Annotated in this window: 23 protein-coding genes and 2 tRNA genes; 4 read left to right on the top strand and 21 right to left on the bottom strand. The window is 41.0% G+C overall.

The features are described from left to right. The first annotated feature begins 112 nt into the window (after positions 1 to 112). Positions 113 to 331, top strand: coding sequence for a hypothetical protein (locus OU792_RS15055; RefSeq protein ID WP_274670593.1), 219 nt, complete (start codon positions 113 to 115; stop codon positions 329 to 331). 159 nt (positions 332 to 490) lie between these two features. Here OU792_RS15055 and OU792_RS15050 read toward each other — a convergent pair. The 3 genes from OU792_RS15050 to OU792_RS15040 form a co-directional block, all read right to left on the bottom strand. Beyond that, positions 491 to 563: transfer RNA gene (locus tag OU792_RS15050), tRNA-Thr, on the bottom strand. Between the two features lie 108 nt (positions 564 to 671). Next, positions 672 to 2,747 carry a DUF349 domain-containing protein gene (locus OU792_RS15045; protein ID WP_274670592.1) on the bottom strand — a complete coding sequence of 692 codons (2,076 nt, stop codon included), beginning with the start codon at positions 2,745 to 2,747 and terminating at the stop codon, positions 672 to 674. Positions 2,748 to 2,795: 48 nt separating this feature from the next. Beyond that, on the bottom strand, positions 2,796 to 3,365 hold the full coding sequence (locus tag OU792_RS15040) for a YqgE/AlgH family protein (RefSeq protein ID WP_133391517.1): 570 nt from the start codon (positions 3,363 to 3,365) through the stop codon (positions 2,796 to 2,798). A gap of 107 nt (positions 3,366 to 3,472) precedes the next feature. Here OU792_RS15040 and pdxH point away from each other — a divergent pair, with 107 nt between their 5' ends. Continuing rightward, positions 3,473 to 4,108 carry a pyridoxamine 5'-phosphate oxidase gene (pdxH, locus tag OU792_RS15035; protein ID WP_134201787.1) on the top strand — a complete coding sequence of 212 codons (636 nt, stop codon included), beginning with the start codon at positions 3,473 to 3,475 and terminating at the stop codon, positions 4,106 to 4,108. On the opposite strand, the gene bshB1 is transcribed toward pdxH, so the two are convergent. From bshB1 to OU792_RS14995, 8 genes are all read right to left on the bottom strand, one after another. After that, positions 4,109 to 4,825, bottom strand: a complete 717-nt coding sequence (gene bshB1, locus OU792_RS15030; RefSeq protein WP_134201801.1) for a bacillithiol biosynthesis deacetylase BshB1 — start codon at positions 4,823 to 4,825, stop codon at positions 4,109 to 4,111. Between the two features lie 4 nt (positions 4,826 to 4,829). Continuing rightward, positions 4,830 to 5,870, bottom strand: a complete 1,041-nt coding sequence (locus OU792_RS15025; protein WP_134201786.1) for a peptidoglycan DD-metalloendopeptidase family protein — start codon at positions 5,868 to 5,870, stop codon at positions 4,830 to 4,832. Between the two features lie 8 nt (positions 5,871 to 5,878). Then, positions 5,879 to 6,823, bottom strand: a complete 945-nt coding sequence (gene trxB / locus OU792_RS15020; RefSeq protein WP_134201785.1) for a thioredoxin-disulfide reductase — start codon at positions 6,821 to 6,823, stop codon at positions 5,879 to 5,881. 145 nt (positions 6,824 to 6,968) lie between these two features. Next, positions 6,969 to 7,832 (bottom strand): sigma-70 family RNA polymerase sigma factor, encoded by an 864-nt coding sequence (locus OU792_RS15015; RefSeq protein ID WP_024282485.1) that lies wholly within the window; start codon positions 7,830 to 7,832, stop codon positions 6,969 to 6,971. A 55-nt stretch (positions 7,833 to 7,887) separates the two neighbouring features. Next, entirely contained in the window at positions 7,888 to 10,035 is a 2,148-nt protein-coding gene (pnp, locus tag OU792_RS15010) for a polyribonucleotide nucleotidyltransferase (protein WP_134201784.1), read from the bottom strand. Positions 10,036 to 10,133: 98 nt separating this feature from the next. Next, positions 10,134 to 10,409, bottom strand: a complete 276-nt coding sequence (gene rpsO, locus OU792_RS15005; protein ID WP_024282487.1) for a 30S ribosomal protein S15 — start codon at positions 10,407 to 10,409, stop codon at positions 10,134 to 10,136. Between the two features lie 71 nt (positions 10,410 to 10,480). Next, positions 10,481 to 12,253 (bottom strand): LptF/LptG family permease, encoded by a 1,773-nt coding sequence (locus OU792_RS15000; protein ID WP_274670591.1) that lies wholly within the window; start codon positions 12,251 to 12,253, stop codon positions 10,481 to 10,483. 78 nt (positions 12,254 to 12,331) lie between these two features. Continuing rightward, positions 12,332 to 12,727 carry an START-like domain-containing protein gene (locus OU792_RS14995; protein ID WP_100626914.1) on the bottom strand — a complete coding sequence of 132 codons (396 nt, stop codon included), beginning with the start codon at positions 12,725 to 12,727 and terminating at the stop codon, positions 12,332 to 12,334. A 254-nt stretch (positions 12,728 to 12,981) separates the two neighbouring features. On the opposite strand from OU792_RS14995, the gene OU792_RS14990 reads away from it, so the two are divergent. Further along, positions 12,982 to 13,055 (top strand) — tRNA-Met (locus OU792_RS14990). Positions 13,056 to 13,256: 201 nt separating this feature from the next. Here OU792_RS14990 and rplT read toward each other — a convergent pair. The 5 genes from rplT to OU792_RS14965 all read right to left on the bottom strand — a co-directional run bounded on the left by rplT (position 13,257) and on the right by OU792_RS14965 (position 19,082). Then, a complete protein-coding gene (gene rplT / locus OU792_RS14985) occupies positions 13,257 to 13,601 on the bottom strand; it encodes a 50S ribosomal protein L20 (RefSeq protein WP_024282491.1) in 345 nt (114 codons plus the stop codon). Between the two features lie 102 nt (positions 13,602 to 13,703). Beyond that, positions 13,704 to 13,898 (bottom strand): 50S ribosomal protein L35, encoded by a 195-nt coding sequence (gene rpmI, locus OU792_RS14980; RefSeq protein WP_024282492.1) that lies wholly within the window; start codon positions 13,896 to 13,898, stop codon positions 13,704 to 13,706. A 25-nt stretch (positions 13,899 to 13,923) separates the two neighbouring features. Then, the gene (gene infC, locus OU792_RS14975; protein ID WP_026946446.1) at positions 13,924 to 14,475 is read right to left on the bottom strand and encodes a translation initiation factor IF-3; all 552 of its coding nucleotides are present in this window, start codon (positions 14,473 to 14,475) and stop codon (positions 13,924 to 13,926) included. A gap of 86 nt (positions 14,476 to 14,561) precedes the next feature. Continuing rightward, entirely contained in the window at positions 14,562 to 16,508 is a 1,947-nt protein-coding gene (gene thrS / locus OU792_RS14970; RefSeq protein WP_274670590.1) for a threonine--tRNA ligase, read from the bottom strand. Between the two features lie 96 nt (positions 16,509 to 16,604). Further along, positions 16,605 to 19,082, bottom strand: coding sequence for a DUF5686 and carboxypeptidase-like regulatory domain-containing protein (locus OU792_RS14965; protein WP_274670589.1), 2,478 nt, complete (start codon positions 19,080 to 19,082; stop codon positions 16,605 to 16,607). Positions 19,083 to 19,247: 165 nt separating this feature from the next. Here OU792_RS14965 and lhgO point away from each other — a divergent pair, with 165 nt between their 5' ends. Continuing rightward, positions 19,248 to 20,450, top strand: a complete 1,203-nt coding sequence (gene lhgO, locus OU792_RS14960) for an L-2-hydroxyglutarate oxidase (RefSeq protein WP_274670588.1) — start codon at positions 19,248 to 19,250, stop codon at positions 20,448 to 20,450. Here the strand turns inward: lhgO and OU792_RS14955 are convergent. The 5 genes from OU792_RS14955 to OU792_RS14935 form a co-directional block, all read right to left on the bottom strand. Beyond that, the gene (locus OU792_RS14955; protein WP_134201780.1) at positions 20,447 to 21,964 is read right to left on the bottom strand and encodes an FMN-binding glutamate synthase family protein; all 1,518 of its coding nucleotides are present in this window, start codon (positions 21,962 to 21,964) and stop codon (positions 20,447 to 20,449) included. The genes lhgO and OU792_RS14955 overlap by 4 nt on opposite strands. A 90-nt stretch (positions 21,965 to 22,054) precedes the next feature. After that, positions 22,055 to 23,017 (bottom strand): YheT family hydrolase, encoded by a 963-nt coding sequence (locus OU792_RS14950; protein ID WP_134201779.1) that lies wholly within the window; start codon positions 23,015 to 23,017, stop codon positions 22,055 to 22,057. A gap of 181 nt (positions 23,018 to 23,198) precedes the next feature. Further along, on the bottom strand, positions 23,199 to 23,552 hold the full coding sequence (locus OU792_RS14945; RefSeq protein ID WP_274670587.1) for a hypothetical protein: 354 nt from the start codon (positions 23,550 to 23,552) through the stop codon (positions 23,199 to 23,201). A 9-nt stretch (positions 23,553 to 23,561) separates the two neighbouring features. After that, a complete protein-coding gene (locus OU792_RS14940) occupies positions 23,562 to 24,764 on the bottom strand; it encodes an NAD(P)/FAD-dependent oxidoreductase (protein WP_274670586.1) in 1,203 nt (400 codons plus the stop codon). A gap of 32 nt (positions 24,765 to 24,796) precedes the next feature. After that, complete coding sequence (locus tag OU792_RS14935; protein WP_274670585.1) at positions 24,797 to 26,329, bottom strand: helicase HerA-like domain-containing protein; 1,533 nt, start codon at positions 26,327 to 26,329, stop codon at positions 24,797 to 24,799. Between the last annotated feature and the right edge of the window lie 46 nt (positions 26,330 to 26,375).

Genomic DNA, 26,375 nt, shown 5'->3' with positions numbered 1-26,375 from the left:
CAAGAGGTTCCAATTTTCTTTGATTTCCCGACCAAGGAAATGACACCTCTAAAACAATATGTTTTGGGTTTAGAAAAAATGGGGATAATTTCTCCAATAATCCGAATAGAGGATGACTAAGTTTGAAAAGATCAAAATATTGGATTCGTATTTTCAAAAGACTATTTCCAAAGAAGATTTGAAATTTCTTTTTGAAAAAGGAACTGCCATTCCTCCTATACCTTGGATAAAGTCCAATGAAGAAGAGCAAAAAGAGGATGACCGAAAGAGAGAATTAATTGAAAACGTTTTTGGCGTAAAACTCCCAAAAATTGAATGGATAAGGACTTAAAAATATTCTGATTAATTACTTAACACAGTCCAAAGACCTCCTAGAAATGGGAGGCTTTTTTATGCCCTAAAAGTACCCTAAGAGCCAAAGTTTGTGCAAATCGTGTGCAAATAAAAAAGACACTTACAAGAAATAACTTATAAGTGCCTGATAATCAAGAGCCCCTTGCCGGGATCGAACCAGCGACCTACTGATTACAAGTCAGTTGCTCTACCAGCTGAGCTAAAGAGGCTTTCTTTAAGGTGGTGCAAATATATACTTTCAAGTTTTTCGCTCCAAGTGCAGCAGAAGGATTTTTTTTCACCTTTTGCTATCTCGCTAATAATGAGGAGAAAAAATTTTAAAATTCTCTAAGTATTGAAAGCTTCTTCTTTAGTTTCTCAATCTCTTCTTCTGCTTTTTGAATTTTAGCATCAAATTGATTCTTCAATTTATCGGCCGTTTTGGATGCAGCGAAGAATTCTAAGTTATTTTTCCAGAGTGTAATATTATTCTCTAGATCTGAAATTTGCTTTCTGATACCGTGCTCTTTCTTGTTGAAGGTCTTGTTAGCATTCGGATCTCCCTGAATTCTGTTCAAGTTCAATCGGAACAAGAAATCATCACGATCAAAATCCTGCTCCATATGCTCTAGATAGCTATCTACAGCAGCTTTAAACTCAGCCTGGATTTCCTTCATGTTCTTTCGAGGAACAAAGCCCAAATCGTTGAATTCTTTTACAAATTCAGTGATTTGCTCCTCAGTTGGATTAGACTTAGCTGCCTCCAAAATTTTAGCACATATTTCCTTTTTCTTTTTGAGGTTTTCCTCGTATTCGGAATTAGCTTGTTTATTAGCATTTCGTCGCTGATCGAAGAAGAAGTCACAAGCACTTTTAAAACGCTTGTACAGGCCATCTCTGTTCTTCTCAGGCATCGGTCCGAGTTTCTTCCAGTCTTGCTGAAGCTTGATCATTTCATTTGCTGTAGCCTGCCAATCGGTAGATTCTTTTATGGCATCTGCTTTTTGAATCAATTCCTCAGCCTTTGCCGCATTTGTAGCGCGCACTTCATCCAGTTCTTTAAAGAATTGGTTTTTATGGCTAAAGAACTGCTTAAACGATCCCCAGAAAGCACGATTAATTTCACGAGCAGCTTCGCGAGGCACCTGTCCTATTTTCTCCCATTGCTTTTGGATATCTAGGATTTCTTTGGTTTTCGCATTCCACTCCTTGATTCGATCAGCTTTGAAATCCAAAAAGTCCTTTAGCTTTTCTACTAATTGTTCTTTTTCTTCCTGATTCTTTTTGAATACTTCCTTCTGGCTTTCGTAGAAGGCCTTTCGTCTGTCGTAGACCGCGTCAGAAGCCGCCTTGAATCGCTGCCAAAGGGGCTCTTGTTCCTCTCTTGGCACAGGTCCGATATGCTTAAACTCCTCATGCAATTCATTCAACTCCTTAATAGCCTCTTGAAGGTTTGCATGATCTTTCAAGGCTTCTGCCTTGTCACAAAGCTCAAGCTTTGCCTCTAAATTCTTCTTACGATCTAATTCCTTTAGCTCAAAATAAATGCTTCGATTATCATAGAATCGATCCATCAGCGCATTATAGCTTGCCCAAAGACTTCTATTTTGCGAGGAAGGAACTGGGCCAATAGACTTCCATTCCTCTTGAATAGCTTTGATAGCGTTAATGCTTAAAGTCGTTTCTTCACCATCCACTAGCTCACGAAGCCTATCAAGAATTTGATTTTTAGATTCTAGATTCTTCTCTTTCTGGCGTTCTGCTTCTTTTCGGATTGCGTTTACTTTTGCTCTAAATTCAAAAAATACCCGATTGAATTCTTTCTCCTCATCAGAAGGTCTAAAGTCAAAGTCATCTTCCGCACCACCATCGCTTTTGAATTTTTCAAACGCTTCCTCGCGCTCCTTAGATGTATATTCATCAAAAGCGGATTTGATATTGGTGACCAGTTTTTCAATTTTGGAAGGATTCGGCGCATCGCTCGTTTTCTCCTTGAGTAACTTGATCAAAGCTACTTTGCTCAGTCCCTCTAAATCGATCTCTTCTTCATGCTCCTCCTCTTCAGAATCTTCCTCAGATTCATCATCTGAAGAAGAACTTTCAGTCTCGACTTTAGAATCAACCTCAGTTTCTGACTTTTCTTCCTGATTCTCTTCTTTAGATTCTGCGTTTGACTTTGCAGTCTGAGTCTCGCCTGAGGAAACCTCTTCAGTAGATGTTTGCTCAGCAACCTCTTCCACCGTATTGGAAACTTCGTCCTCTACTTTTTCAGGAGTCACATGTTCCGCAGGCTTGATCTCTTCAGAAGCTTCAGCAACATTTTCAATTTCTTCATTTTTACCCTTTGCTGGTGAAGTTTCTCCAGCTTGAGTCACCTTGTCCTTTTCGGACGAATCCTTGCTATGATCAGTCATAAAATCGTTACTATTTCAATACTATATGGGCAAATGTATGGATTTTGGCTAATTTAATCTTGGGTCCGGTGGATAATTTGCAATAACCTTGAATTCGCCTCCCATATTTTTCAAAAGACTTCTCCAAAGCTCCTCAGGAGTATTGGCAAGCGTGTCAGGATTAATTTCGGATTGACAGATAATCCAGACATTTTCACTCAACTCTTCCTGCAATTGATCCGGAGCCCAACCGGAATAACCTAAAAAGAACCGAATGGTTTCGACTTGAATAAGACCAAGGCGTAATGCCTCGACTAACTCCTGAAAATCACCTCCCCACCAAAGCTGTTCCCCGATTTTAATGCTTCCTTCTATTTTCTTCTCGCCTACATATACAAAGTGTAGGGTGTTCTGCTCCACAGGCCCACCTACATACACCTCAGCGTCCAAAAAATCCATTCCATCTACGATTTCATTAAGCCTTAGTATGGAAGGTTTGTTCAGCACCAACCCAAAACTTCCTTCTTCATTATGCTCACAAAGAAGTACTACAGATCTAGAAAAATTCTCATCCTGCAAAAAGGGCTCAGAAATCAAAAGATCTCCGGCTTGCGGATTTTGAGTACTTTGGTTTTTCATTCCATTGATTTTTTCAGATTAATGAAAGGAAAAATATAGGTCGAAATTTTATAAATGCAATAGCGATCGTACTTTTATTGATAAATTTAATAGGAGATTAATCAAGTATGGATATTTCATCAATTCGTAAAGACTACACACTCAAATCGCTGGATATCAGCGATGTAAATGATAGCCCATTTGAGCAATTTCACCAATGGCTACGAGAGGCAATTAGTGCTGAAGTACTGGAAGTCAATGCGATGACTCTCTCTACCCTGCATGCAGATGGCTATCCAAATGGACGGGTAGTTCTTTTAAAGGAATTGGACTATGGTTTCGTGTTTTTCAGTAACTACCAAAGCGAGAAAGGTCAAGAATTAGAAAATCACCCGAAAGCTTCTTTGACCTTCTTTTGGCCTGAGCTAGAAAGACAAGTCAGAATCATGGGAACTGTAGAAAAAATCAGTGAGAGTCAATCCGATGAGTATTTCCTAAGTCGCCCTAGAGGTTCTCAAATTGGCGCTTGGGCCTCTCCACAAAGCCATAAAATCAATTCTCGAGAAGTGCTAGAAGAGAGACTAAAAGAAATGCAGCTAAGATTTGAGGAAGAGAAATTAATTCGCCCGCCTCACTGGGGTGGATACCGGGTACTGCCACACAAGATTGAATTTTGGCAGGGAAGACCCAGTCGACTTCATGATCGTATTTTGTATGAAAAAAATGAAGCAGGTGCCTGGACTATCAGCAGACTTGCTCCTTGATTATTTCAAATCAAAAAGGTCATTCACCCCAATCATTCGCTCTACGGTGAATCCCTCTCCGTACTTAGTCATAATTTTGTGGCCCATTTCCCTAGAACGTGCCTCGATAAATGGTAAAAATTCAGGATCAGAAATAAAGCTTTCAGGCTCTTTACTGTTTGGATCGTAAAATTGAGACTGATAGGCCAATATACTGGCTACTTTGGTGTCCCAATATTCGGTGATATCTACGACAAAATCTGGCTCTATGTAATTGTTTTGAATAAAGTGGTAGACAAATTTCGGCCTCCAAGCTTTTTGCTTTTGTCCATCCACTTCTGTTTCAATTTTCCGCAAGCCACTCATGAAACAAGCATTTGTGGCTAAAGAGGAGCCTTTACCATGATCAGGGTGTCTGTCTGTAAAAGCATTGGCTAAAACGATGTCTGGCTGATATTTCCGAATCACCTTAATCAACTCAAGCTGGTGGGCAGTATCATCCTGAAAGTATACATCCTTGAAACCCATATTTTCTCGAGCAGCTAATCCTAAAATTTTTGAAGCTTTATCGGCCTCTTCCAACCGAAGCTCAGGAGTGCCTCTAGTACCCATTTCACCCTTGGTGAGATCAACGATACCAACTTTATGACCTTTTGCCACATGAGCAGCAATAGTTCCAGAACAACCCAACTCTGCATCATCAGGATGCGCAGCGATCACCAATATATCTAGCTTCAACATTTTATCTTATTCTCAAGTTTTGACCAATTCGCAAAATACTCCTTGTCGATATTCCATTCATTCTAGCGATACTGCTTACTGAAACGCCGTATCGCCTGGCTATGACTCCTAGATTTTCACCACTCCTGACACGGTGATATACACGCTGTCGGGCTTTGGCAATGTGAGAAAAAGTGGCTGGGGATATAAAAAGTTCCTGACTCAAGATTTTTGGTGCGCTGAAGTCATAGACGATTTCCGGATCAAAGGCTAAGCCTCTATAACGAAGCTCATAATGTAGGTGTGAACCTGTACTTCTTCCGGTATTTCCTCCTTTGGCTATAATATCCCCTGCTTTCACTTCTTGCCCTATATCAACAAGAAACTTAGAAAGATGACCATAAAGAGTCTCTAGGCCATTTTTATGTCTTACTACAAGATAGTAGCCGTATCCATATCGATCGTAAGACCTTACCCGCACTATTCCATCAAAGGCCGCATAAACAGGATCACCTGTAATCAAATCTAAATCAGTCCCATAATGCCACCTACGCCATCTATATCCAAAACGGGAAGTAACAGGTGTTTCTACAAGGGGTAGCTTCCAATCGTAGCCAAAAAATGTATCATAGAGACGTACTTTTACGGTATCCTGAAATTGGTCTACATCAAAGTTGTAGATGTCTACCTTTTTGGAATCCCAAGATGAGTAGTATTCATAGGCAGTCACCCAAATACTATCAATCAAAATTTGCTCTGACACCTTTGCCAATCGGTTGGTGGGAGCCCAAATCATATAATCCTGATCTTCGGAAACAATAGATCTAACCTTTCCCAAATTGACATTATTTTGAAAAAGGATAGAATCTGTGATCGATGAGAGGGTTCGTAAATATGACTCTTGGTCAAATCCTCTCAACTCGATATTAGGGCGCTCCTTTGCTTCAAATTGGGTTTCTGATTTATCTTTTTTTATGATCTTAGGAAAAATTTGAGCATTGGAATGTTCTATTCCAATGCTCAGTATAGTTCCTAGAATCAGTATCAACCGAAGATACTTCATGCATTTAATTAATGGGTTTCTGACTCTGCCAGATAGCGTTCAGCATCCAAAGCAGCCATACATCCTGTACCAGCTGCTGTGACAGCTTGTCGGTACACATTGTCTTGGGCATCTCCGCAGGCAAAAACCCCTTCCACGTTTGTTTTTGTCGTTCCTGGAATGGTTTTGATATAGCCTGCTTCATCCATATGGATGAAATCTTTGAATACTTCTGTGTTTGGCTGATGACCAATAGCAACAAAGAAGCCAGAAATTTTCAATTCCCGTTTTTCTCCTGTTATATTATTTAAAACGCGCACGCCAGTCACCTCATCCTCTCCTAAGATCTCATCCGTTTCGGTATTCCAGAGAACCTCAATTTTAGGATTATTCAAGACACGCTTTTGCATGATTTGAGAAGCACGCATTTCGTCTCTTCTCACCAACATGTAAACTTTATTGGTGATATTGGCCAAATAGGAAGCTTCTTCGCAGGCTGTATCCCCTGCCCCAACAATTGCCACATCCTGACCTCGGAAGAAAAACCCATCACAAACGGCACAGGCTGAGACACCCTTACCATTCAATCGAGTCTCACTGTCAAGACCGAGCCATTTCGCTGAGGCACCTGTAGAAATGATCACTGTGTCAGCTTCTAGCTGGATTTGATCATCTACAGTAACCACATGTGGTTTTTGGGAGAAATCCACAGCCGTCACAAGACCATAGCGAACTTTGGTTCCAAAGCGCTCAGCTTGCTTTCGAAAATCTTCCATCATTTCAGGCCCCATGATTCCATCTGGATAGCCAGGGTAATTTTCCACATCTGTAGTAATGGTCAATTGTCCACCAGGCTGACCACCTGTATAAAGAATAGGGTTCAAACCTGCTCGCGCTGCATAAATAGCTGCTGTGTATCCAGCAGGCCCTGATCCTACGATCAATACTTTAACTTTTTCTATTTCTTGATTCATCTAATTTGAAATTAAATAAGGCAAATTTTTGTAAATCTGTTTGTGTCACAAATATAGAACATGTTAAAGTTCCCAAATGTGACCCAAATCATTTAAGAAAATTGGAAAAAGGCAAAAAAGAAAGGGGCCGAAACCCCTTTTTATGTTAGCCTAAGTATGGTTTGAGCGTCTTACTTCTCGAGGTATGTCTGAGTCTTCGGATCGCTTTCTCCTTTATCTGTCTTACCCGCTCACGAGTAAGATTAAACTTCTCTCCTATCTCTTCAAGAGTCATGGCATGCTGACCATTCAAACCGAAATACAAGGTGATCACGTCTGCTTCACGCTGTGTAAGCGTAGAAAGTGCTCGCTGTACTTCTTTTCTAAGGGAATCAGTCATCAAGCCGTCATCTGGCTTTTCATCACCATCATTCTCTAATACATCCAAAAGGCTATTTTCTTCACCTTGAACGAATGGAGCATCCATGGATACATGACGCCCGGAGATTTTCATCGTATCGACTACCTCGGAAGCTGTGACTTCCAAAACCTCCGCAAGTTCCTCTGGCGAAGGCTCACGTTCGAACTTCTGCTCCAACTCACTGAAAGTCTTTGAAATTTTATTCAAAGATCCCACTCGGTTTAGAGGAAGACGAACAATACGTGATTGCTCGGCAAGGGCCTGAAGAATGGACTGTCTAATCCACCAAACAGCATAAGAGATGAATTTAAAACCACGGGTTTCGTCAAATCGCTGCGCTGCCTTGATCAAACCAAGATTACCTTCATTGATCAAGTCACCTAAAGAAAGACCTTGATTTTGATATTGCTTGGCTACAGACACAACAAAACGTAGGTTTGCCTTGGTCAATTTCTCTAAAGCTAATTGATCTCCTTCGCGAATTCGCTTAGCAAGAACTACTTCCTCGTCTGCAGTCAAAAGATCCACTTTTCCGATCTCTTGAAGGTACTTATCGAGAGACTGACTCTCCCGATTGGTAATCTGCTTACTAATCTTCAGCTGCCTCATTCAGTATTGTATTGGTTGATTCTTATGAAGTTAATGATAATATTTTAAATCAGGTTTATGAAGGCTGATCTGATTTTGGCTTTTCAGGTTTTGGTAAAAGAGCCTTTCGGGACAACTTAAATTTACCTGTCTTCTTGTCAATATCAATCAACTTAACCATGATTTCCTCTCCCGGCTCAAGTACACCGTCCATGCTTTCTACACGCTCCCACTTGATTTCGGATATATGTAGTAAACCATCTTTACCTGGCATAAATTCCACGAATGCTCCAAAAGGCTGAATATTCTTCACCTTGCCAGTGTAAGTTTCACCAATTTCGGGCTGAGCGACAATGGATTTGATTCTCGCCAAGGCCTGATTCAAGTTATCTTGGTTCGCAGAGAAAATATTGATTTTACCCTGATTATCAATCTCTTCAATCACAATCGTGGTAGCTGTATCCTTTTGGATTTCCTGAATGACTTTTCCACCAGGACCGATAACAGCACCGATCAATTCCTTAGGAATAAACATCACGTAAGAACGTGGAGTATGTGGCTTAAGATCAGCTTTTGGTGCAGCAAGAGTCTTGGTGATTTCATTCAGAATATGAAGACGACCTTCTTTTGCTTGATAAAGAGCTTCTTTCAATACACTGTAATCCAAGCCTTCTACTTTCAGATCCATTTGGCAAGCAGTGATACCTTTCTCTGTACCGGTAACCTTGAAGTCCATATCGCCAAGATGATCTTCATCTCCAAGAATATCGCTTAAGATGGAATAATTACCAGTCTTAGCATCTGAAATCATCCCCATCGCGATTCCTGTAACGGGAGCTTTGATTTGAATACCTGCATCCATCAAAGCCAATGATCCTGCACAAACTGTCGCCATGGAAGATGAACCATTAGACTCCAGAATATCAGATACGATTCGAATTGTATATGGATTTTCATTCTCAGAAGGAAGTACTTTCTTCAAAGCCCTCATGGCCAAGTTGCCATGACCTACTTCACGTCGACCAGGTCCTCTATTTGGCTTTACTTCTCCAGTAGAAAATCCAGGGAAATTGTAATGAAGGAAAAACTTATTGTATCCAGAAAGCACAGCTCCGTCTACCATTTGCTCATCCATTTTAGTTCCTAGCGTACAAGTGGTCACAGATTGTGTTTCTCCTCTTGTAAATACAGCTGAACCGTGCGCAGAAGGCAAATAATCAACGACAGACCAAATTGGTCTTACTTCATCTAGTTTTCTACCGTCAAGACGCTTCTTTTCATTCAAAGTCAAATTACGGGCAGCTTCCTTGTGAATCTTATGGAAGTATGGACCGATCAAACTTGCTTCAAATTCATGCTCTTCACCCAAGCTTTCGATAAAATCATCTTTGATAGCTTTGACTAATTCAGAGCGCTCGTTTTTATTTGCTATTTGCTTACTGACTACATTGTAGAGCTTGTCATAAAGCTCTTCCTTCATTTTGTCAAAAAGTGCAGGGTCGGTCTTCTCGTGGTTGTATTCACGTTTTTGTTCTTTTCCTACTGCTTTGGTAAGCTCTACTTGGACTTGACAGTGACGAACAATCTCCTCGTGAGCAAACTGAAGAGCTTCAACCATTTCATCTTCTGAAATTTCGTCAGCTTCTCCCTCTACCATTAGGATATAGTCAAGAGATCCTGCTACGATAAACTCTAATGTGGCTTTTTCGAGATCAGAAGGACTGGGATTGATTACTAATTGGCCATCAATCTTAGCAACTCTAACTTCTGAAATTGGTCCATTGAAAGGAATATCTGAAACTGCCAAAGCCGCGGAAGCTGCTAAACCAGCTAGTGCATCTGGCAATACATCCTCGTCTGAGGACATTAATGTGATTGCAATCTGAGTATCAGCATGATAATCATCCGGAAAAATAGGTCGGATAGCTCTATCAACCAGTCGGCTGATCAAGATTTCATAATCTGAGAGTCTTCCTTCTCTTTTCAAAAATCCTCCAGGAATCTTTCCTGAAGCAGCAAATTTCTCTTGGTAATCTACCGACATCGGTAAAAAATCAACACCTTCTCCAGCCTCTTTTTTTGAAACGACCGTGGCAAGAAGCATTGCCTTTCCCATCCGCACAACAACCGAACCGTCTGCCTGCTTGGCAAGAGCACCGGTCTCAATAGAGATCTCACGACCATCCTGTAGGGTGATAGTCTTTGTAATTAAATTTGGTAACATAAATTTTTTTTGATGAATTTTTCTTTGTCTTAAAAGTAAGCGCGTCCAGCTAAAAAAGAAAAAAGTAAGGTTCTCGATGTGGAGAACCTTACTTAGGATTATTTTCTGATTCCTAGCTCGGCGATAATACTTCTATATCGCTCGATGTCTTTCTTTGAAAGGTAGTCTAGCAAGCTTCTTCGCTTACCTACCAACTTCAAAAGACCTAATCTAGATGAGTGATCCTTTTTGTTGCTTTTCAAATGCTCAGTCAAATGCTTGATTCGATGAGTAAAGAGGGCAATCTGAGATTCAGGTGATCCTGTATCAGTTTCAGATTTTAACCGTCCATGATTCTTAAACAACTCTTGTTTTTTCTCTGATGTTAAATACATGTTTAGCTAAATTAATTAAAACAGTCACAAAGGTAAGGGGATTAATTTGAAAATAAAATATCCTTTTGGAATCAATCCTTGCTGATCCATTTAGCTTTTACCCCTTTCCACCATTGAGTGTAGAAGTCTGGCTCGAATAGTCTTGCGTCTTTTCTTGCCTGCTTCAAAAAGAAAAGTCCAAAAGGCAATAGCATGACGCAGCTAAACCAAGTCCCGATAATCGGATCGGTTACTCCCTCCTTTGCCCATTTTTCCCCAGTAATGGTCAGCATATAATAGACGATAAAGAAAATAATCGAGACCAAAACCGGCATTCCCAATCCTCCTTTCTTAATGATCGCACCTAATGGAGCACCTATCAGGAACATGACGAAACATGCAAAAGCTTGGGTATATTTTTGATGCCAGGCTATTTGAAAGCGACGGTACTCCCGCTCATAGTTTTCGATTTGACTTCGCTTGACATTAAAATTATTCTTAAGGTTGCGTGCATTGTTTAATGCCATCGTCAGAGAATTAGATCGATAACCTCTTTTAAATACGATCGAATCAATTTTGGATTTTTCCTCTTCAGTAAGTAGTTCTGTTCTGGCCACTTTATCCTTTTTCTCTTCTAAGATATCCTCTTGAGGATTTTCAACCAACTCTTCCTCATCAAGGACTTCTTGATTTTTAATTCGATTTGCTTTTTTCGCAGAAAAAATTGAATCACTTTTCGAAACAGACTTCACTGATTTAACAGATAGAATTGAGTCCCCTCCTCCTACTTTGATTCTGTTTTCAGGAGATTCAACCACTTTTTCGGTGCTGTCCCTCTTTAATAGGTTTTTCGCTTCAAGGATTGAATCCTGTTCTGCTCTTAACCTTCTTGCCTTCTCGGCCCTTAGCGTATCATCTTGTGCTTTGCGCTCTGCAATAGCAGGAAGAGGCTCCAAAGTCCGCTCTCTGGTAAAGAATGGATAAATACCCGAAGCCGTTTGATAATTTTGAAAGCGCTGATCATTCACAAGTGTATAAATTGAATCCAGGCCTACTTTGATCTGCGAAATATTTTTGATGGCTCGATTAGTAGACCAGAGGTCTTCCGGTGTACGACTAAGCTGAAATTCATCCATATCGAAAATGATCACATTTTCATCGAAGGTACTTCTTCGGAATTCAACTGGTTTTTCACTGATTCCTCGTGTGGCGCGAGCTTCCCGATAGTTGATGCCATTATAAAGTGTAAGCCGCATGTAGTTTTCATTGAAAAACTTCTCCATCCTGCCCGAATCTGCGATAGTCACATCAAGATTGCCTAAGGCATCATTATGGTTGTAAATAATAATATCCCGTAGGTCGTTATCCCCTATTTTTTGATTGACTTTGATACTATATCCCGGAATACCTGCGTAAAAAATTCCTTCCCGAATGTCTAAAGCCGGAGATTTCATTCTGATATCATACAGAAGACTGAAGGTTTTAAGGTTGACCTTTGGAACTAGGAAGTTATTGGATAAAAATGCAAGAATCACCAAGAAAACAGTAAAAACTGCAATAGGTCTCAAGGCTCTCAAAAGGGAAATTCCACTACTTTTTATAGCGGTGAGTTCAAAGTGCTCACCAAGATTGCCAAAGGTCATCAAGCTTGACAGCAAAACTGCCAGCGGCAAAGCCATAGGAGAAATACTGACCACAAAATACCCGATCAACTCAGCATAAATCCAAAAGCTGAGTCCTTTACCAAAAATCTCATCGAAATACTTCAGCATGTTGACGATCAACAAAATGAAGTCAACCACGACAAAAGTCAATAAAAATGGGCCTATAAAAGACCCTATAATCAGTTTATCTAGTTTTTTCATGCCTGTCCTTACTCTTATTCCATAGAATTAGAGGAAAGCAAAATTAATTACGTGTCAAAATTGGTGAATTCCGACAAATTAACCACCAACAATTTCTTTTAGTTTCCCAACGAGCCCTTCCCAAATTGCCTCAAGCTCTTCGTCATCATAGCCATCAGAATAATCAATGACTTTTAGAAATAAAGTTTGAGTCAATTCATTTTCCTCAAGCTTAAACTCAATGTATGAATGGTCTTTTTCTTCTGGATTGGTGGGATCAAAAAACTCAAATTTTACATGAGAATTATTTCTGATAGATGCGATTTTGGCATGATGCTCATCATTATCAAAATCGAAAATAAAAACCTTGTCCTCATTGATCTTTACCTCATCGGCAAACCACTCCTCTAATCCACTAGCCGTGCTGATGTATTGGAAAAGAATTTTTTTGGAGGCATTGATTTGATAATCAGCAACAAATTTATTTTTAACCATGATTTCAGGCTTTTTAGGTCTATTTTTTTTACTTTTTTAAAGAACGTCAGCTTGCATTTAACATTGCAAGACCTCATATTTGCATTCCCATTTGACAGGGAGATCTTCTTGGTTGGAAAACACGTTTTCGACCTCAGTGTTTTAAAATCTGAAGTGCTTTAATATAGGCATTAATTTGAAATATAAACACTAAAAAAAGTTAAGTGATTCTGGTGAGGTATCCCGATACATTGAAATAGTGATTTAAAATATCTGGCGAGGTAGCTCAGTTGGTTAGAGCGCAGGATTCATAACCCTGAGGTCACGGGTTCAACTCCCGTCCTCGCTACAAAGGCTTTCGGAAACGGAAGCCTTTTTTTATTTTCCAAGATGGAAGATTAACCAATTGGTTAGCGTACAGAGTTAAATGCGCTACACTATCACGGATGGCGACAATATCAACTTGAGTTCAAAATCAATCTATTCTCGAGAATGCATAAAAAAAGCCCTCCCAAATGGGAAGGCTTTCCGTCAAGTAAGGTGCTAACGCTTACTTTACTTTTTCAACAACTGCTTTAAATGCCTCGGGATGATTCATTGCTAAATCAGCCAAAACCTTACGATTTAGCTCGATATCAGCTTTTTTCAACATACCCATGAATTGTGAGTAGGAAATGCCATGCTGTCTTGCACCGGCATTGATACGCTGGATCCAAAGTGCACGAAACTCACGCTTCTTCACTTTTCTATCTCTATACGCGTACTGAAGTCCTTTCTCGTACTTGTTTTTGGCTACTGTCCACACATTTTTACCTCTTCCGAAGTAACCTTTTGTGGCTTTAAGCACTTTTTTTCTTCTTGCTCTTGACGCTACCGCGTTTACTGATCTTGGCATAATTTTTTGTTTTTTGACACTCGGTGCCCCGAATTTTCGAGATCTTTTTTACCGAAGCATCTGGTGAATAAATAAACCTTAATTAATTGATAGACAGGCTGATCAGATTCTCAACATGTCACGTACTCGGCCCTCGTCAGACTCGTGAACCAAACCAGTTTTGGTCAGATTACGCTTTCTTTTGGTGGCTTTCTTAGTCAGGATGTGGCTTTTGTAAGCGTGCTTCCTTTTGATTTTTCCTGTTCCGGTCAAAGCGAAACGCTTTTTAGCGGAAGATTTGGTTTTTACTTTTGGCATTTTAGCTATTTTTAGTTGGTTGAAATTATTTTTTATTCTTAGGTGCGATGAAAATATTCATTCGCTTTCCTTCGAGCTTTGGAAGCTGCTCTACTGCACCATAATCTTCCAGTGCTTGGGCAAACTTCAAAAGAAGCATTTCACCACGCTCCTTAAATACAATACTTCTACCCACAAAGTGCACATAGGCTTTCACCTTTGCTCCTTCTTTTAGGAAGTTAATTGCATGCTTTAGCTTGAAATTGAAATCATGATCATCGGTGTTAGGACCGAATCGGATTTCCTTCAAAACTACCTTCGCAGCGTTAGCTTTGATTTCTTTTTGCTTCTTCTTCTGCTCGTACTTAAACTTGGCGTAATCCAAGATTTTACAAACAGGAGGATCCACATTCGGGGATATCTCCACCAAATCCAGGTCATTTTCTCTCGCTAATCTTAAAGCCTTGTCAGTGGCCATCAGGGCGTTTCCACCGTCGACGTATTCTCCTACGACACGTACTTCTCTAGCTCGTATTCTTTCATTTACCTTGTATGGTTCTTCTCTCCGACCTCGGTTTGGTTGTCTGTTGTTTCTCAAATTACTTAGTTTATTTTATTGAAATCGACTGCAAATATCGGAATTATTTCCAATTCAAAAAAGCAGAAGAATATTTTACGAAATTATTATTTGCTTAATGATTCTGCGATGATCCCCTGAAAATACTGGATAAATCCATCTACCGTATGGCTTCCAAGGTCTCCCTCGCCATGCTTTCTGACAGATAGCCTTCCTTCAGCAGCCTCTTTTTCGCCCACGATAAGCATGAAAGGCACTTTCTTCACTTCGGCATCCCGAATCTTACGTCCGATTTTCTCGTCACGATTGTCAATACTTCCAGAGATACCTGCATCATCAAGCTGAGCTTTGACTTGCTCGGCATATTCCTTGAATTTCTCAGAAATAGGCAAAATGATCAGTTGCTCAGGCGCTAACCAAAGTGGGAAATTACCAGCACAATGCTCAATCAAAACAGCAACAAAACGCTCCAAGGAACCAAATGGTGCCCGGTGTATCATCACTGGTCTATGTTTGGAATTATCAGATCCAATGTATTCCAGCTCAAAACGCTCCGGTAGGTTATAATCGACTTGGATCGTTCCCAATTGCCACTTTCTACCTAAAGCATCTTTCACCATGAAGTCCAGCTTCGGACCGTAAAAAGCAGCCTCTCCTAGTTCGGTAACAGTCTCTAGACCTTTTTCAGACGCAGCCTCGATAATAGCTGATTCCGCCTTTTCCCAAGCTTCATCTGTACCGATGTATTTCTGCTTATTGTCTGGATCACGTAGGGAAACCTGAGCGGTGTAATCCTCAAAACCCAAAGCTTTGAAAACATACAATACCAAGTCAATTACCTTTATAAACTCTTCCTTGACCTGCTCAGGACGACAGAAGATGTGGGCATCGTCCTGAGTAAATCCTCGAACGCGGGTCAAACCATGCAGCTCTCCACTTTGCTCGTATCTATATACCGTACCGAATTCAGCGTAGCGGATCGGCAAATCCTTGTAGGATCTTGGTTTATGCTTGTATATCTCGCAGTGATGCGGACAATTCATCGGCTTCAGCAAAAACTCCTCACCTTCATGTGGTGTCGCAATGGGCTGAAAAGAATCCTTCCCGTATTTCTCGTAGTGACCGGAGGTTTCGTATAGCGCCTTATGACCAATATGTGGGGTAGTCACTTGCTCGTAACCTGATTTATCCTGAGCTTTTTTCATAAAAGCTACTAGTCGCTCACGAAGCAAAGTACCCTTTGGCAACCAAAGCGGAAGCCCCTGCCCTACTTTTTCGGAGAAAGTGAATAGCTCTAATTCACGGCCAATCTTTCGGTGATCCCGCTTTTTGGCCTCTTCAAGCATGGTCAAATACTCCTGAAGCTCTTTTGCCTTCGGAAAAGTCACCCCATAAATACGAGTCAGCATTTTTCGATTCTCGTCCCCTCTCCAGTAAGCTCCGGCAATATTGGTCAGCTTGACAGCTTTAATAAAGCCGGTATTCGGAATATGAGGACCACGGCAAAGATCCGTGAAGTTACCCTGCTCGTAGAAGGTAATCGAACCGTCTTCCAGACCTTCCAAGAGGTCTAATTTATATTCATCGCCTTTTTCCTGATAGTAAGCGATTGCATCTTTTTTTGAAATGGCTTTTCGGATATACTCATTCTTCTCACGGGCCAATTCGATCATTTTTTGCTCGATCTTTTCAAGTTCTGACCCATCAAGCGTATGATCTCCGAAATCCACATCGTAATAAAAACCTGTCTCAATCGGAGGTCCAATTCCAAACTTGATTCCTGGATAGAGGGCTTCCAAAGCTTCGGCCAATAAGTGAGCAGAGGAGTGCCAGAAGGTATTTTTACCCTCTCCATCGTTCCAAGTCAGCAATTGGAGTTGAGAATCTTCTTCGATCGGCCGGGTGGCATCCCATACCTGACCATTGACTTTTGCGGCTAGGACATTCCGGGCTAAACCCTCGCTGATACTGGCAGCAATCTGTAGTCCGTTAGTTCCTTTTTCATACTTCCTTTCCGAACCGTCCGGAAGGGTAATTTTAATTTGTTGAGACATAAAATTTATAAGCCTTTACAAACAGGCGTTTGGTTGAAGGTGCAAATATGCAATAAGTGCATGCAAAGGAAAAATAAACCTGATATAATTAGAAAATCACAAAATAATCTGTGCACTCACTTTCACCACAAAAGGCCTAGCCTCAGGCATATCCAAATAGGTCATGCGGTGAAAAAAATCTACTCTGAAAAATTTGAAGATGTTTTCTATCCCATAGCCCAGTTCGATGTAAGGTCGGGTGGGATCCAATCTTCCAAAGCTTTCCAAAGCTGTCCCATCAGGTCCAAAAGCAGGGATATTATTGATGTTTTGATCAGAAACTGAACCCATAAGGAAATTGGCATTGGCTACAGCTCGCCATTTTAGTCTCCGCATCAGTGGGATTCGATTGAGCAGGAAGCCCTCGAAAAAATGCCTATATCGTAAGCTGATAAATTGATCAGATGCGAATTCATTGAAATTCATCGTATTGAAAGCCGCTGTCGTGTAGAAAAATGTTTCATTTCCCAAATGGTTTTTCAAGATGGGATATGGCACCTCACCAAAGACTTTCCCAGCATCCAATTCATAGCGTGAAACCCCAAAAAGCCCCATATTCAATCGCTGATAGAGGTAAAAGCTCAGTTTTTGATAATCGATCTCTCCTCCCAGCCAATCAAATCCCCGGGCATAATTCAATTCCAAAATGGGCCATTTGGATGGGCCTAAAGAGGATCTTTCATTGTCGTTGATCAAAATAATCTCATCCCGTCCGTAGCGAAGACTGGCTCTCCACTCGGTCGTTTGGAAATCAGATTTCAGTTCGCCCGTGCCCTTTTCTATGAAGTAAAAATCGAAAAGCGGATCAAACTGAGCTCTTCTAATTCCGGTACGGAAAAGAAATCCCTTGAAAAACTCCCGATCAAAATTTAATTGCTGCGAGGTGCTGATAAAGGGTCTTCTCAATGTCCCAAAACGGCTTGCTGCCAGGAATATGGAATTTCCCTCCAAGGATTCCATCTCCAATCCCACCTGGTCGATTTCCCGAGTGGATTTCAATTCGAGCGTCGTCCAATGCTTTCGATCTAGGATATTTTTCGCAGAAACCGAGTATTTAAATCGCTGATCTTTGAACCCATAGGCCAGGTATCCCTGAAAAGCCCATTTTTTGGAAAACTTGTAATTCGTCCGAAGCCCAAAACCACCTCTCAGTCCTTCGACATTGTTGTAGTTTCCAAATTCTGTCCAAGGTCCCAAATCGATTTTTCCAACTGGCAAAAATCCCGTGGCAAAAAACTTCAACCCCTCCGAATAAAAACGAATAACAGGAATCTTCTTCAGCGTATCTACCATTTGCAAAACAGCCAACTCCTCAGAAGAAAGCGGATCCATGCGATTTGCAATCCAAAATTCTTCACTCGCATCGCCAAAATCAGGTTTAAGCTCTACGGCATTATTGAAAAATTTGGTTGCCTTAGGTTCAGTTAGTTTGACGCTGTCAGTTGCGGTATAAAACTTAGCCAAAAGACCTGCGGTATTTGGTGTTACCTGACCGATTTTGATCTGAACCCGCGTTCGTTTTGGGATTAATGGACCTTTTTCCGTCGGCTCCAGTTCTTGTTGGATTTTAATGCGCTCAATAAAATTGAGATTGGCAGAATTGGGCACGGTCAAATCCACTTGCTTGAGCGAATAATCTTTCTTTTTGATCCAAATAGTACCGGAAAAAGCTAAGTCTTGTTCTCGCCTTGGATAGACCTGAAGCTGATAGCAAGTGTCCTGACCCACCAAAACCGAATCCATCAAATCATAGTCGTAAAAGGTCTTCCAGCCATCAGCAATAGGCGATACAAATTCCTTCTCAAGAATAGTCAGCCAGTTTCTGTAAAAATTATACTCCTGAAAAGCCGAACCGGTAATCTGAGAAGTTGTAGAACCGTCGGTAATACCTACCCCAGTGACTTTGGATTTTTCAACGATTTCCTTTCTCAGTAGTGGATTGTTACGAAAGTAAAATCTACTCACTGTCTCCGAAAAGAAGACCGGCAGAATCTTTTCTCCCTCATCATTGGTTAGTTGGCGAATACTGTCCAAAACGGAAGTCACCTTTTGAACGGATCTTCGCTGTCTGAATTCCTCGGAAACCTGATCAATATCAATCTCGATCTTGGTGTAATTCTTCGTTTCGTAGGCCTCCAGACTTCGTTTATCAAAGTCCTTTCTTCTTTCCACCGCTTGCCGGATGATTTCAAAAGCGGGATTTTCTCCAGCCTCAAATACAAAAGCCTCTAATTCAAAATCAGATGGCCGAAGTTGGAAATTGATGGTCTGTTCCTTGGAATTGCTCAGTGGCTTTACTTGAGTGATATACCCCAAATAGCTGACCTGAATGCTGTCAGCGACTGTTTTAATTTCCAAATCATAGAAGCCCTCGAAATCGGTATTCATCCCGGTTCCGGTGCCTTTAATTAATACCGCTGCGAAGGGAATGGGGTCTCCTGTTTCTGCATCAGTAACTTTTCCCTTGATCCGGAACTGTCCGTAGGAAAACTGGGAAATCAAAAACAGTAAAAAGAAAAGTGAAACTCGGTTCATCAAATAGGTTTTCCCTGAAACTTAAGGATGGCAAATTAAATTCATTTTGAGCGGTTTCTCAGAGTAGAAACGTGAATTTTTCGAAAAACGATCAAATCATTCCTAGGATTGTACTGGAAAAGTTAAAAGTCCCTAAGCTATATTTGAGCTTCAAAACAAGAATAAATGCTTTACGACATTGCTATCATAGGAGGAGGAATTGTAGGACTTGCCACAGGATTGAAAATCCTAAACGAGCGGCCGGAGTTGAAAATTGCTTTGTTTGAAAAGGAAGACCAGCTGGCCAAGCATCAGACTGGCAATAATTCTGGGGTGATCCATTCTGGACTTTACTATAAGCCGGGATCGTTGAAAGCCACCAATTGTATCAGAGGCTACCATGAATTGATAGATTTTTGCAAAGAAGAAAAAATCCCCTTCGAAATCACCGGAAAAGTAGTCGTAGCAACCCGAGAAGAACAGAAGCCTTTATTGGATACGCTGCTGGAAAGAGGACTCGCGAATGGCCTTACAGGTACTCGGAAGATCACTCTAGAAGAGCTGAAAGAATATGAGCCTCACTGCGCGGGAGTAGCGGCATTGCACGTGCCTCAAACAGGAATCGTGGATTATTATCAAGTTGCATTGGCTTACGGAAGAAAAATTCTTCAAAAGGGTGGAGAAATATTTCTTAGTCATAAAGTATTGGAAATCAATTCAAAGGAAGCTATAAATTACATTGAAACTTCAAAAGGAAAATTTGAAGCTAAATTAGTCATCAACTGTGCTGGCCTTTACTCAGATAAGGTTGCCAAACTGACTGATGAGCAGATCAAGGATGTGAAAATCATCCCTTTCCGCGGAGAATACTACAAGCTAAAGCAGGATAAAGAATACCTCGTCAAAAATCTAATTTACCCAGTTCCTGATCCTAATTTCCCATTCTTAGGAGTGCATTTTACCCGAATGAAAAAAGGTGGTGTTGAAGCAGGACCCAATGCAGTGCTGGCCTTTAAACGGGAGGGCTATAAAAAGTCCCAGATTTCAATACCAGAACTCTCCGAAACCTTGGCTTGGCCAGGCTTTCAAAAAGTAGCTGCTAAATACTGGAAAACCGGTTTTGGAGAACTTTATCGGTCTTTTTCAAAATCAGCATTCACAAAAGCCCTGCAGGATTTGATTCCTGAAATCCAAGAATCTGACTTGGTAGACGGTGGTGCCGGCGTGAGAGCTCAGGCTTGCGACAGAACTGGAGGACTGCTCGATGATTTTGCCATTCGTGAGTCTGCCCATGCAATTAATGTATTGAACGCTCCTTCCCCAGCAGCTACGAGTTCGCTCTCGATCGGTGGAACAGTGGCAGAAATGGCTTTAAAGCGATTTGATTAAACTTGGGTATTAACCGTATCCGGGAAATAGCGGTTTGCAAGCTTGATCATTTCATCACCTTTTACCAAATCATGCACGCTAAGCTCCTCGGTATGATAGTGACCTGCAGCGCCTAAGAGTTCGCTGACTGCCTTGACAGAGTTTTTATGAAAATTGTAGACCCGCTCGGATTTATCTTTGACGACCAGGCCTTTTACTAATCCCCTGCGTTGGGTAGCTACTCCCGTTGGACATTCATTCGTATTGCAGCGCAAGGCTTGGATACATCCCAAGCTGAACATAAATCCACGGGCAGAATTACAAGCATCCGCTCCCAAAGCGATATTCTTGATAATGGAAAAAGCACTCAAAATCTTGCCTGAAGCAATGATTTTGACCTTTTCGCGGAGATTGTACTTTTCGAGCGTTGCTCGTACAAATATCAAGGCCGGCTCCAAGGGCAAACCCACACTATCCGAAAACTCAAGAGGTGCAGCACCTGTCCCGCCTTCAGCACCGTCAATGGTAATAAAATCCGGCCAGCAGTTTTGAGCTACCATTTCCTTACAAATTTCGATGAATTCCTCTGTTCTACCGATGCAGAGTTTAATGCCGATTGGTTTCCCTTCTGATAAATCTCTTAATTTCTCGACAAACTGAATCAGGCTTTTTGGGTCTGAGAAAGCAGAATGAGAGGGAGGTGATAAAACAGTGGTTCCTGCTTTTAGGCCTCGGATTGAAGCTATTTCCGGAGTGTTTTTTATACCAGGCAAGACCCCGCCATGCCCTGGTTTGGCACCTTGGGAAATTTTGATTTCTATAAGCTTAACCTCAGGAAGTTTTGCTTTTTCCTTAAACATCTCAGGATTGAAATTTCCCTCTTCATCTCGGCAACCAAAATAACCTGTACCTATTTGCCAACAGATATCTCCTCCTTGTAGATGGTAGGGAGAAATTCCTCCCTCCCCTGTATTGTGAAAGAACTTGCCCTTTTTAGCGCCTAGATTCAAAGCTTTAATCGCATTGGAAGAAAGCGAACCAAAGCTCATGGCAGAAATATTGAAAATAGAAGCTGAATAGGGCTGTTTGCAAAACTCGGAACCGATGGTAACCCGAAGATCTTCTTCCTTTGGGTGAACTGCATAAATGGAATGTCTCAATGCCAGATAATCTTCTCCATCCAAGTCTCGCTGGGTGCCGAATGGATGGGTGTCATTGACACTTTTTGATCTGCGATAGGCAAGAGAGCGGAGATTTCTATTGAATGGCTTCCCGTCAGTGTTGCTTTCAATGAAATATTGCTGAATCTCCGGGCTAATGGATTCCAAGATATACCGAAAATGCCCGACTACAGGAAAATTCTTGAGTATCGCGTGCTTGGATTGAAGAGAATCATAGATACCAAGGGCCGTCAAAACGCCTAAAATACCCAAGACAAAATACCCCAAACTGAAATCCCGAAAGGAATAATACCACATCAAAAAAAGTGTGAGGAAGAAAAATACTAGAATGGAAAAGAAAAATAATTTTCTCATGACTAAAGCAATTTACTAAGGGATAACTCGAGGCTAACCCTTCTCTAATTCAATTTTGGGTTCTAAATTCCAATTTAAATAAATCGTCTGCTATTCCTCCAAAAAGAATCTTAAAAAGCGATATTCTGCCCAGGTAAATTCATTTTTGGAAAGTATAAAGCCTGTATGCCCGCCCCTTTTGGGCATTTCCAAAATGATTTCTGACTTTCGTTCAGCTAATTTTACCGGGTAGCATTCCTCACCCAAAAGGGGATCATTCAATGCATTGACGATCAATGTCGGGATTGGAACCTTTTCAATCCAAGGCCCGGGGCTCGCAGACTGATAAAAATCCCTAGCATCTTCAAAACCATGTAATTTGGCTGTGAAAAGGGTGTCAAATGAATCAAAATCTTGGACCTGTTCCAGTAAATCCAAGTCAATCAAATCGGGAAATTGAAGCGCTTTACGACGCATTTTATCTTTCAATTTACCCAAAAAGCGTTTTTTGTAGAAAACATTTCTTCGACTCTTCAATGTCGCTGCACTGGAAGGCAGATCACAGGGAGTGGAATAAACAGCTGCTTTTGTGATTTGAGCAGGCAATGCTTCACTATTTTTTCCCAGGTAGTTTAGGGTTTGTGCGCCACCCATACTGATGCCTGTGAGGAAGATTTCCTCATAATCATATTTGTCCACCACATAGGAAATCACGGTCTTCAAATCATAATCTGCCCCATGATGATAGAGAACCGGCTGCAGGTTCATTTCTCCACCGCAACTGCGATTATTCCAAGCGAGGACGTCAATTTGATTACTATTGAAAAGCTTTGCTAACCCTCTTACATAATGTCGCTCAGAGTCTCCTTCCAAGCCATGGGAAATGATTAGAAGTCGTCGGGAACCTACTTTGGACCAATCCAGATTCAGAAAATCATTATCTGGAGTAGGGATTTTTTCCCGCAGGTAATTCAATCCCTCGACCTTTCTATAAAGACTTGGGATAATGGTTTCTAAATGTCCATTAAAGAGATAAAAAGGAGGTCCTTGGTAAGTAGTTTGTTTAATAGGCATGAAAGACATTCAATAAAAAACATCACAAGTTGTTGATATTGAGATCAAATTCAAAACACATTCAAGCGATACTTTTGCGAGTGTAAATGTATTTCATAGGGTTAATAAAAACTGGAGCGCCGAGTGGTTGCTCCATTTTTTGTTGATAACCCCTGAGGCCAATCCATGTAAAAATCTCAAATTACATAGTATCCTTTAAAGAGGATACTTCTTGTATAACTTCATCAAGTTTGGATGTAAAATCTTTAAAATGGGATTCAAAATTAACTCCAAACCCCTCGCTTTCTAATATTTGCTTTCCCTCCTGTAAAGACTCCGAAAGTTCATCAAACTCAAACATGGCTAAAGTTGGTTTGAGTTTATGCCGGATTTGCTGAATGATATCCAAGTCAGCTTTTTCCTTTCCTATAGAATATTGCTGTCTGAGTTCCAGTAGGCCGGAATGAATGGCTGAAGTGAGTTCAACTTTGAAATCCTCGTCTCCTTCAGACATTTCTAATATCTTTTGAGATAAAACCGCGGAATCTAATTTCATGAGAGGGCTTTAATGGGTGGACTTTCCTGCAAGATATCCTGTAGTCCAAGCAGCCTGAAAATTAAAACCTCCAGTGATGCCGTCTAGATCCAGAACTTCTCCCGCAAAGAAAATATTTGGGTGATAAATACTTTCCATGGTGTGTGGATTGACTTCTTTCAGATCGATTCCTCCAGAGGTGACGAATTCCTCCTTAAAAGTAGTCTTTCCTTCGATGTTCAAAATAAAGCAAAAAAGATTTTGAACCAATCGGTTAATCTGTTTTTTGGATAGATTTCCAAAATCAGTTTCCGAATCAATACCAGATTCACTAATTAAAAACTCCCAAAGTCTATTGGGTAATTCATTTAAGGGATAGTTACGGACTTTCCTTGCAGGATGCTTTTCCTTGAAACCTCTAATAATCGCCTCCCATCCCTGCTCGCTCATGTCCACATCCCAGTTTATAATGGCTTCAGCCCGATAATGCTGATCAAAAAGCCATTTAGCCCCAAAGGCTGAAAGTTTGAGTACAGCAGGCCCACTCACTCCCCAATGGGTAATTAAAAGAGGGCCTTGATAAGAAAGTTTTGTCCCAGCAAGACGAATATGCGCCTGAGGCACGGATAAACCCATCAATTCCCGAATGGGATTTCCGGGTGTATTAAAGGTAAAAAGGGAAGGAATTGGCGGATTGATTTTATGATTTAGGTTTGATAGAAAGGAATAACCTGAACTGCTGGGGCTTCCTCCTGAGGCAACAATTAATTTATCAGCTGTGATTTCACTTCCACTAACCGTTAAAAAATACTTGCCATTTTCTTCCTTGATAGACTCCACAGCTTGTCGAGTTTTAATTTTGACGCCTGCATCTTCAGATGCCCTCATCAATGCATCTATAATGCTTTGGCTGCTGTCTGTTTGGGGAAATACGCGTCCGTCGGACTCCGTTTTAAGCTTTACTCCCCGACTTTCAAACCAGGTCCAGGTATCGGGAATAGAAAAGTGCGTGAAAGCCTTTTTCAAGAATTTTTCACCTCTGGGATAGTTTTTGACCAGTTGGCTATTGGGCATCAGCCGATGAGTCACGTTGCATCGACCACCGCCCGAGATTTTCACTTTGGATAAAAGCTTTGTACTCTTTTCCAAAATATAAACCTCACGGCCTTTTGATGCGGCATGAATTGCAGCAAAAAAGCCAGCAGCTCCCCCACCGACAATAATTATTTTCAATTTATTCTATTGATTTACAATATTTAAATACCCTACCTTCTTCTAGAGAATGAACCAAGAATTCCTCGAGTCAATTCGCGAAAGATCGTTCGACCGATTTGTCTGACCATGGTATTTTTACTCAATTCTTCTATCAAAGATTCGTCCTGCGTAGTGCGAGTTGTTGTCCTAGGTTTTGGTCCGGGTAAGGTTGTTTTTTCCTGCTCTTTTTCGACTTTATCAAGCTTTGAATTCAACATCTCGAAGGCAGATTCTCGATCTAGATGAGCATTGTATTTCGCCGTCAAGCTCGAATTGCTTACTAAATCATCAATCTCGGATGTAGTGAGAATATCCATTCTCGAAATTGGAGCTCTTACCAAGGTATGAGCCAAAGGCGTTGGGATACCTTTTTCGCTCAAAGCGGTAATCAGTGCCTCTCCTATACCCATGGATGTCAAGACTTCAGCAGTATCATAAAACTCAGTAATGGGATAATTTTCAGCGGTCTTTGTAATGGCTTTTCGATCTTTTGCCGTGAAAGCCCGCAGTGCATGTTGGACTTTCAAACCCAATTGACCCAAAACTGAATCCGGAACATCAGTGGGAGTTTGTGTGCAGAAATAAACACCCACCCCTTTGGATCGAATAAGTTTGATGATAGCTTCTATCTTTTCCAAGAGATCCTTGGATGCATTAGAAAAGACCAAATGGGCCTCATCGATGAAAATACATAGTTTGGGCTGATCTGCATCTCCTTGCTCGGGAAAGGTCTCGTAGACTTCTGAAAGAAGACTTAACATAAATGTAGAAAACAGCTTTGGCTTGCTTTGAATATCGGTTAAGCGAATGATTGAAATCACCCCTTTTCCATCTTCAGTTCGTACAAAATCGTTTACTTCAAAGGATCGCTCTCCAAAAAACTTATCCGCACCCTGCTGCTCCAATTCGATGATTTTGCGCATGATGGTATTCACAGAGGCAGATGAAACCTGACCAAATTCAGCTTTAATCTGCTCTTTGCCTTCATTGATGATAAACTGCAGAACGCGCTTCAAATCCTTCAAATCTAAAAGCGGCAAATGATGCAGGTCACAATATCTAAATACAAGTGCCATTACTCCGCGCTGTGTATCGTTCAATTCCAAAATTTGAGACATGAGTACCGGACCAAATTCAGATACGGTTGCCTTGAGTTTAACACCTTTTTCATCCGATATGGACATCAGTTCTACCGGAAGACCTTGGGGATTATAATCCACCCCAATTTTTTCGGACCGGCTAATGATAAAATCCTTCACTTCTCCGGGTTTGGCTAGACCAGATAAGTCTCCCTTGAGGTCCATCAGGACAGAGGGAACACCTTTCAAAGAGAGTTGCTCAGCAATCACTTGAAGCGTTTTGGTCTTTCCTGTGCCAGTAGCTCCAGCAATCAACCCATGCCTATTCATAGTTTTGAGTGGAACTTTGACATTGGCCTCTGTGATGGCTTCTCCGTCTAGAATTCCTGTACCCGGGGTGATAAAATCCTTTTTATAAGTTTGACCTTTAGTCAAAACATCAATAAAGCTGTCTCTCTTGCTCATTATTTGAATTTTTTAAAAATCTAAAACTACAAAAAAACCTTTTTGC

The organism is Algoriphagus sp. NF, from assembly GCF_028823735.1.
In the GTDB taxonomy this organism is placed as follows: Bacteria; Bacteroidota; Bacteroidia; order Cytophagales; family Cyclobacteriaceae; genus Algoriphagus; species Algoriphagus marincola.
The sequence above is the reverse complement of the archived record's forward strand: the minus strand, read 5'-3'. Positions and strand labels throughout refer to the sequence as shown.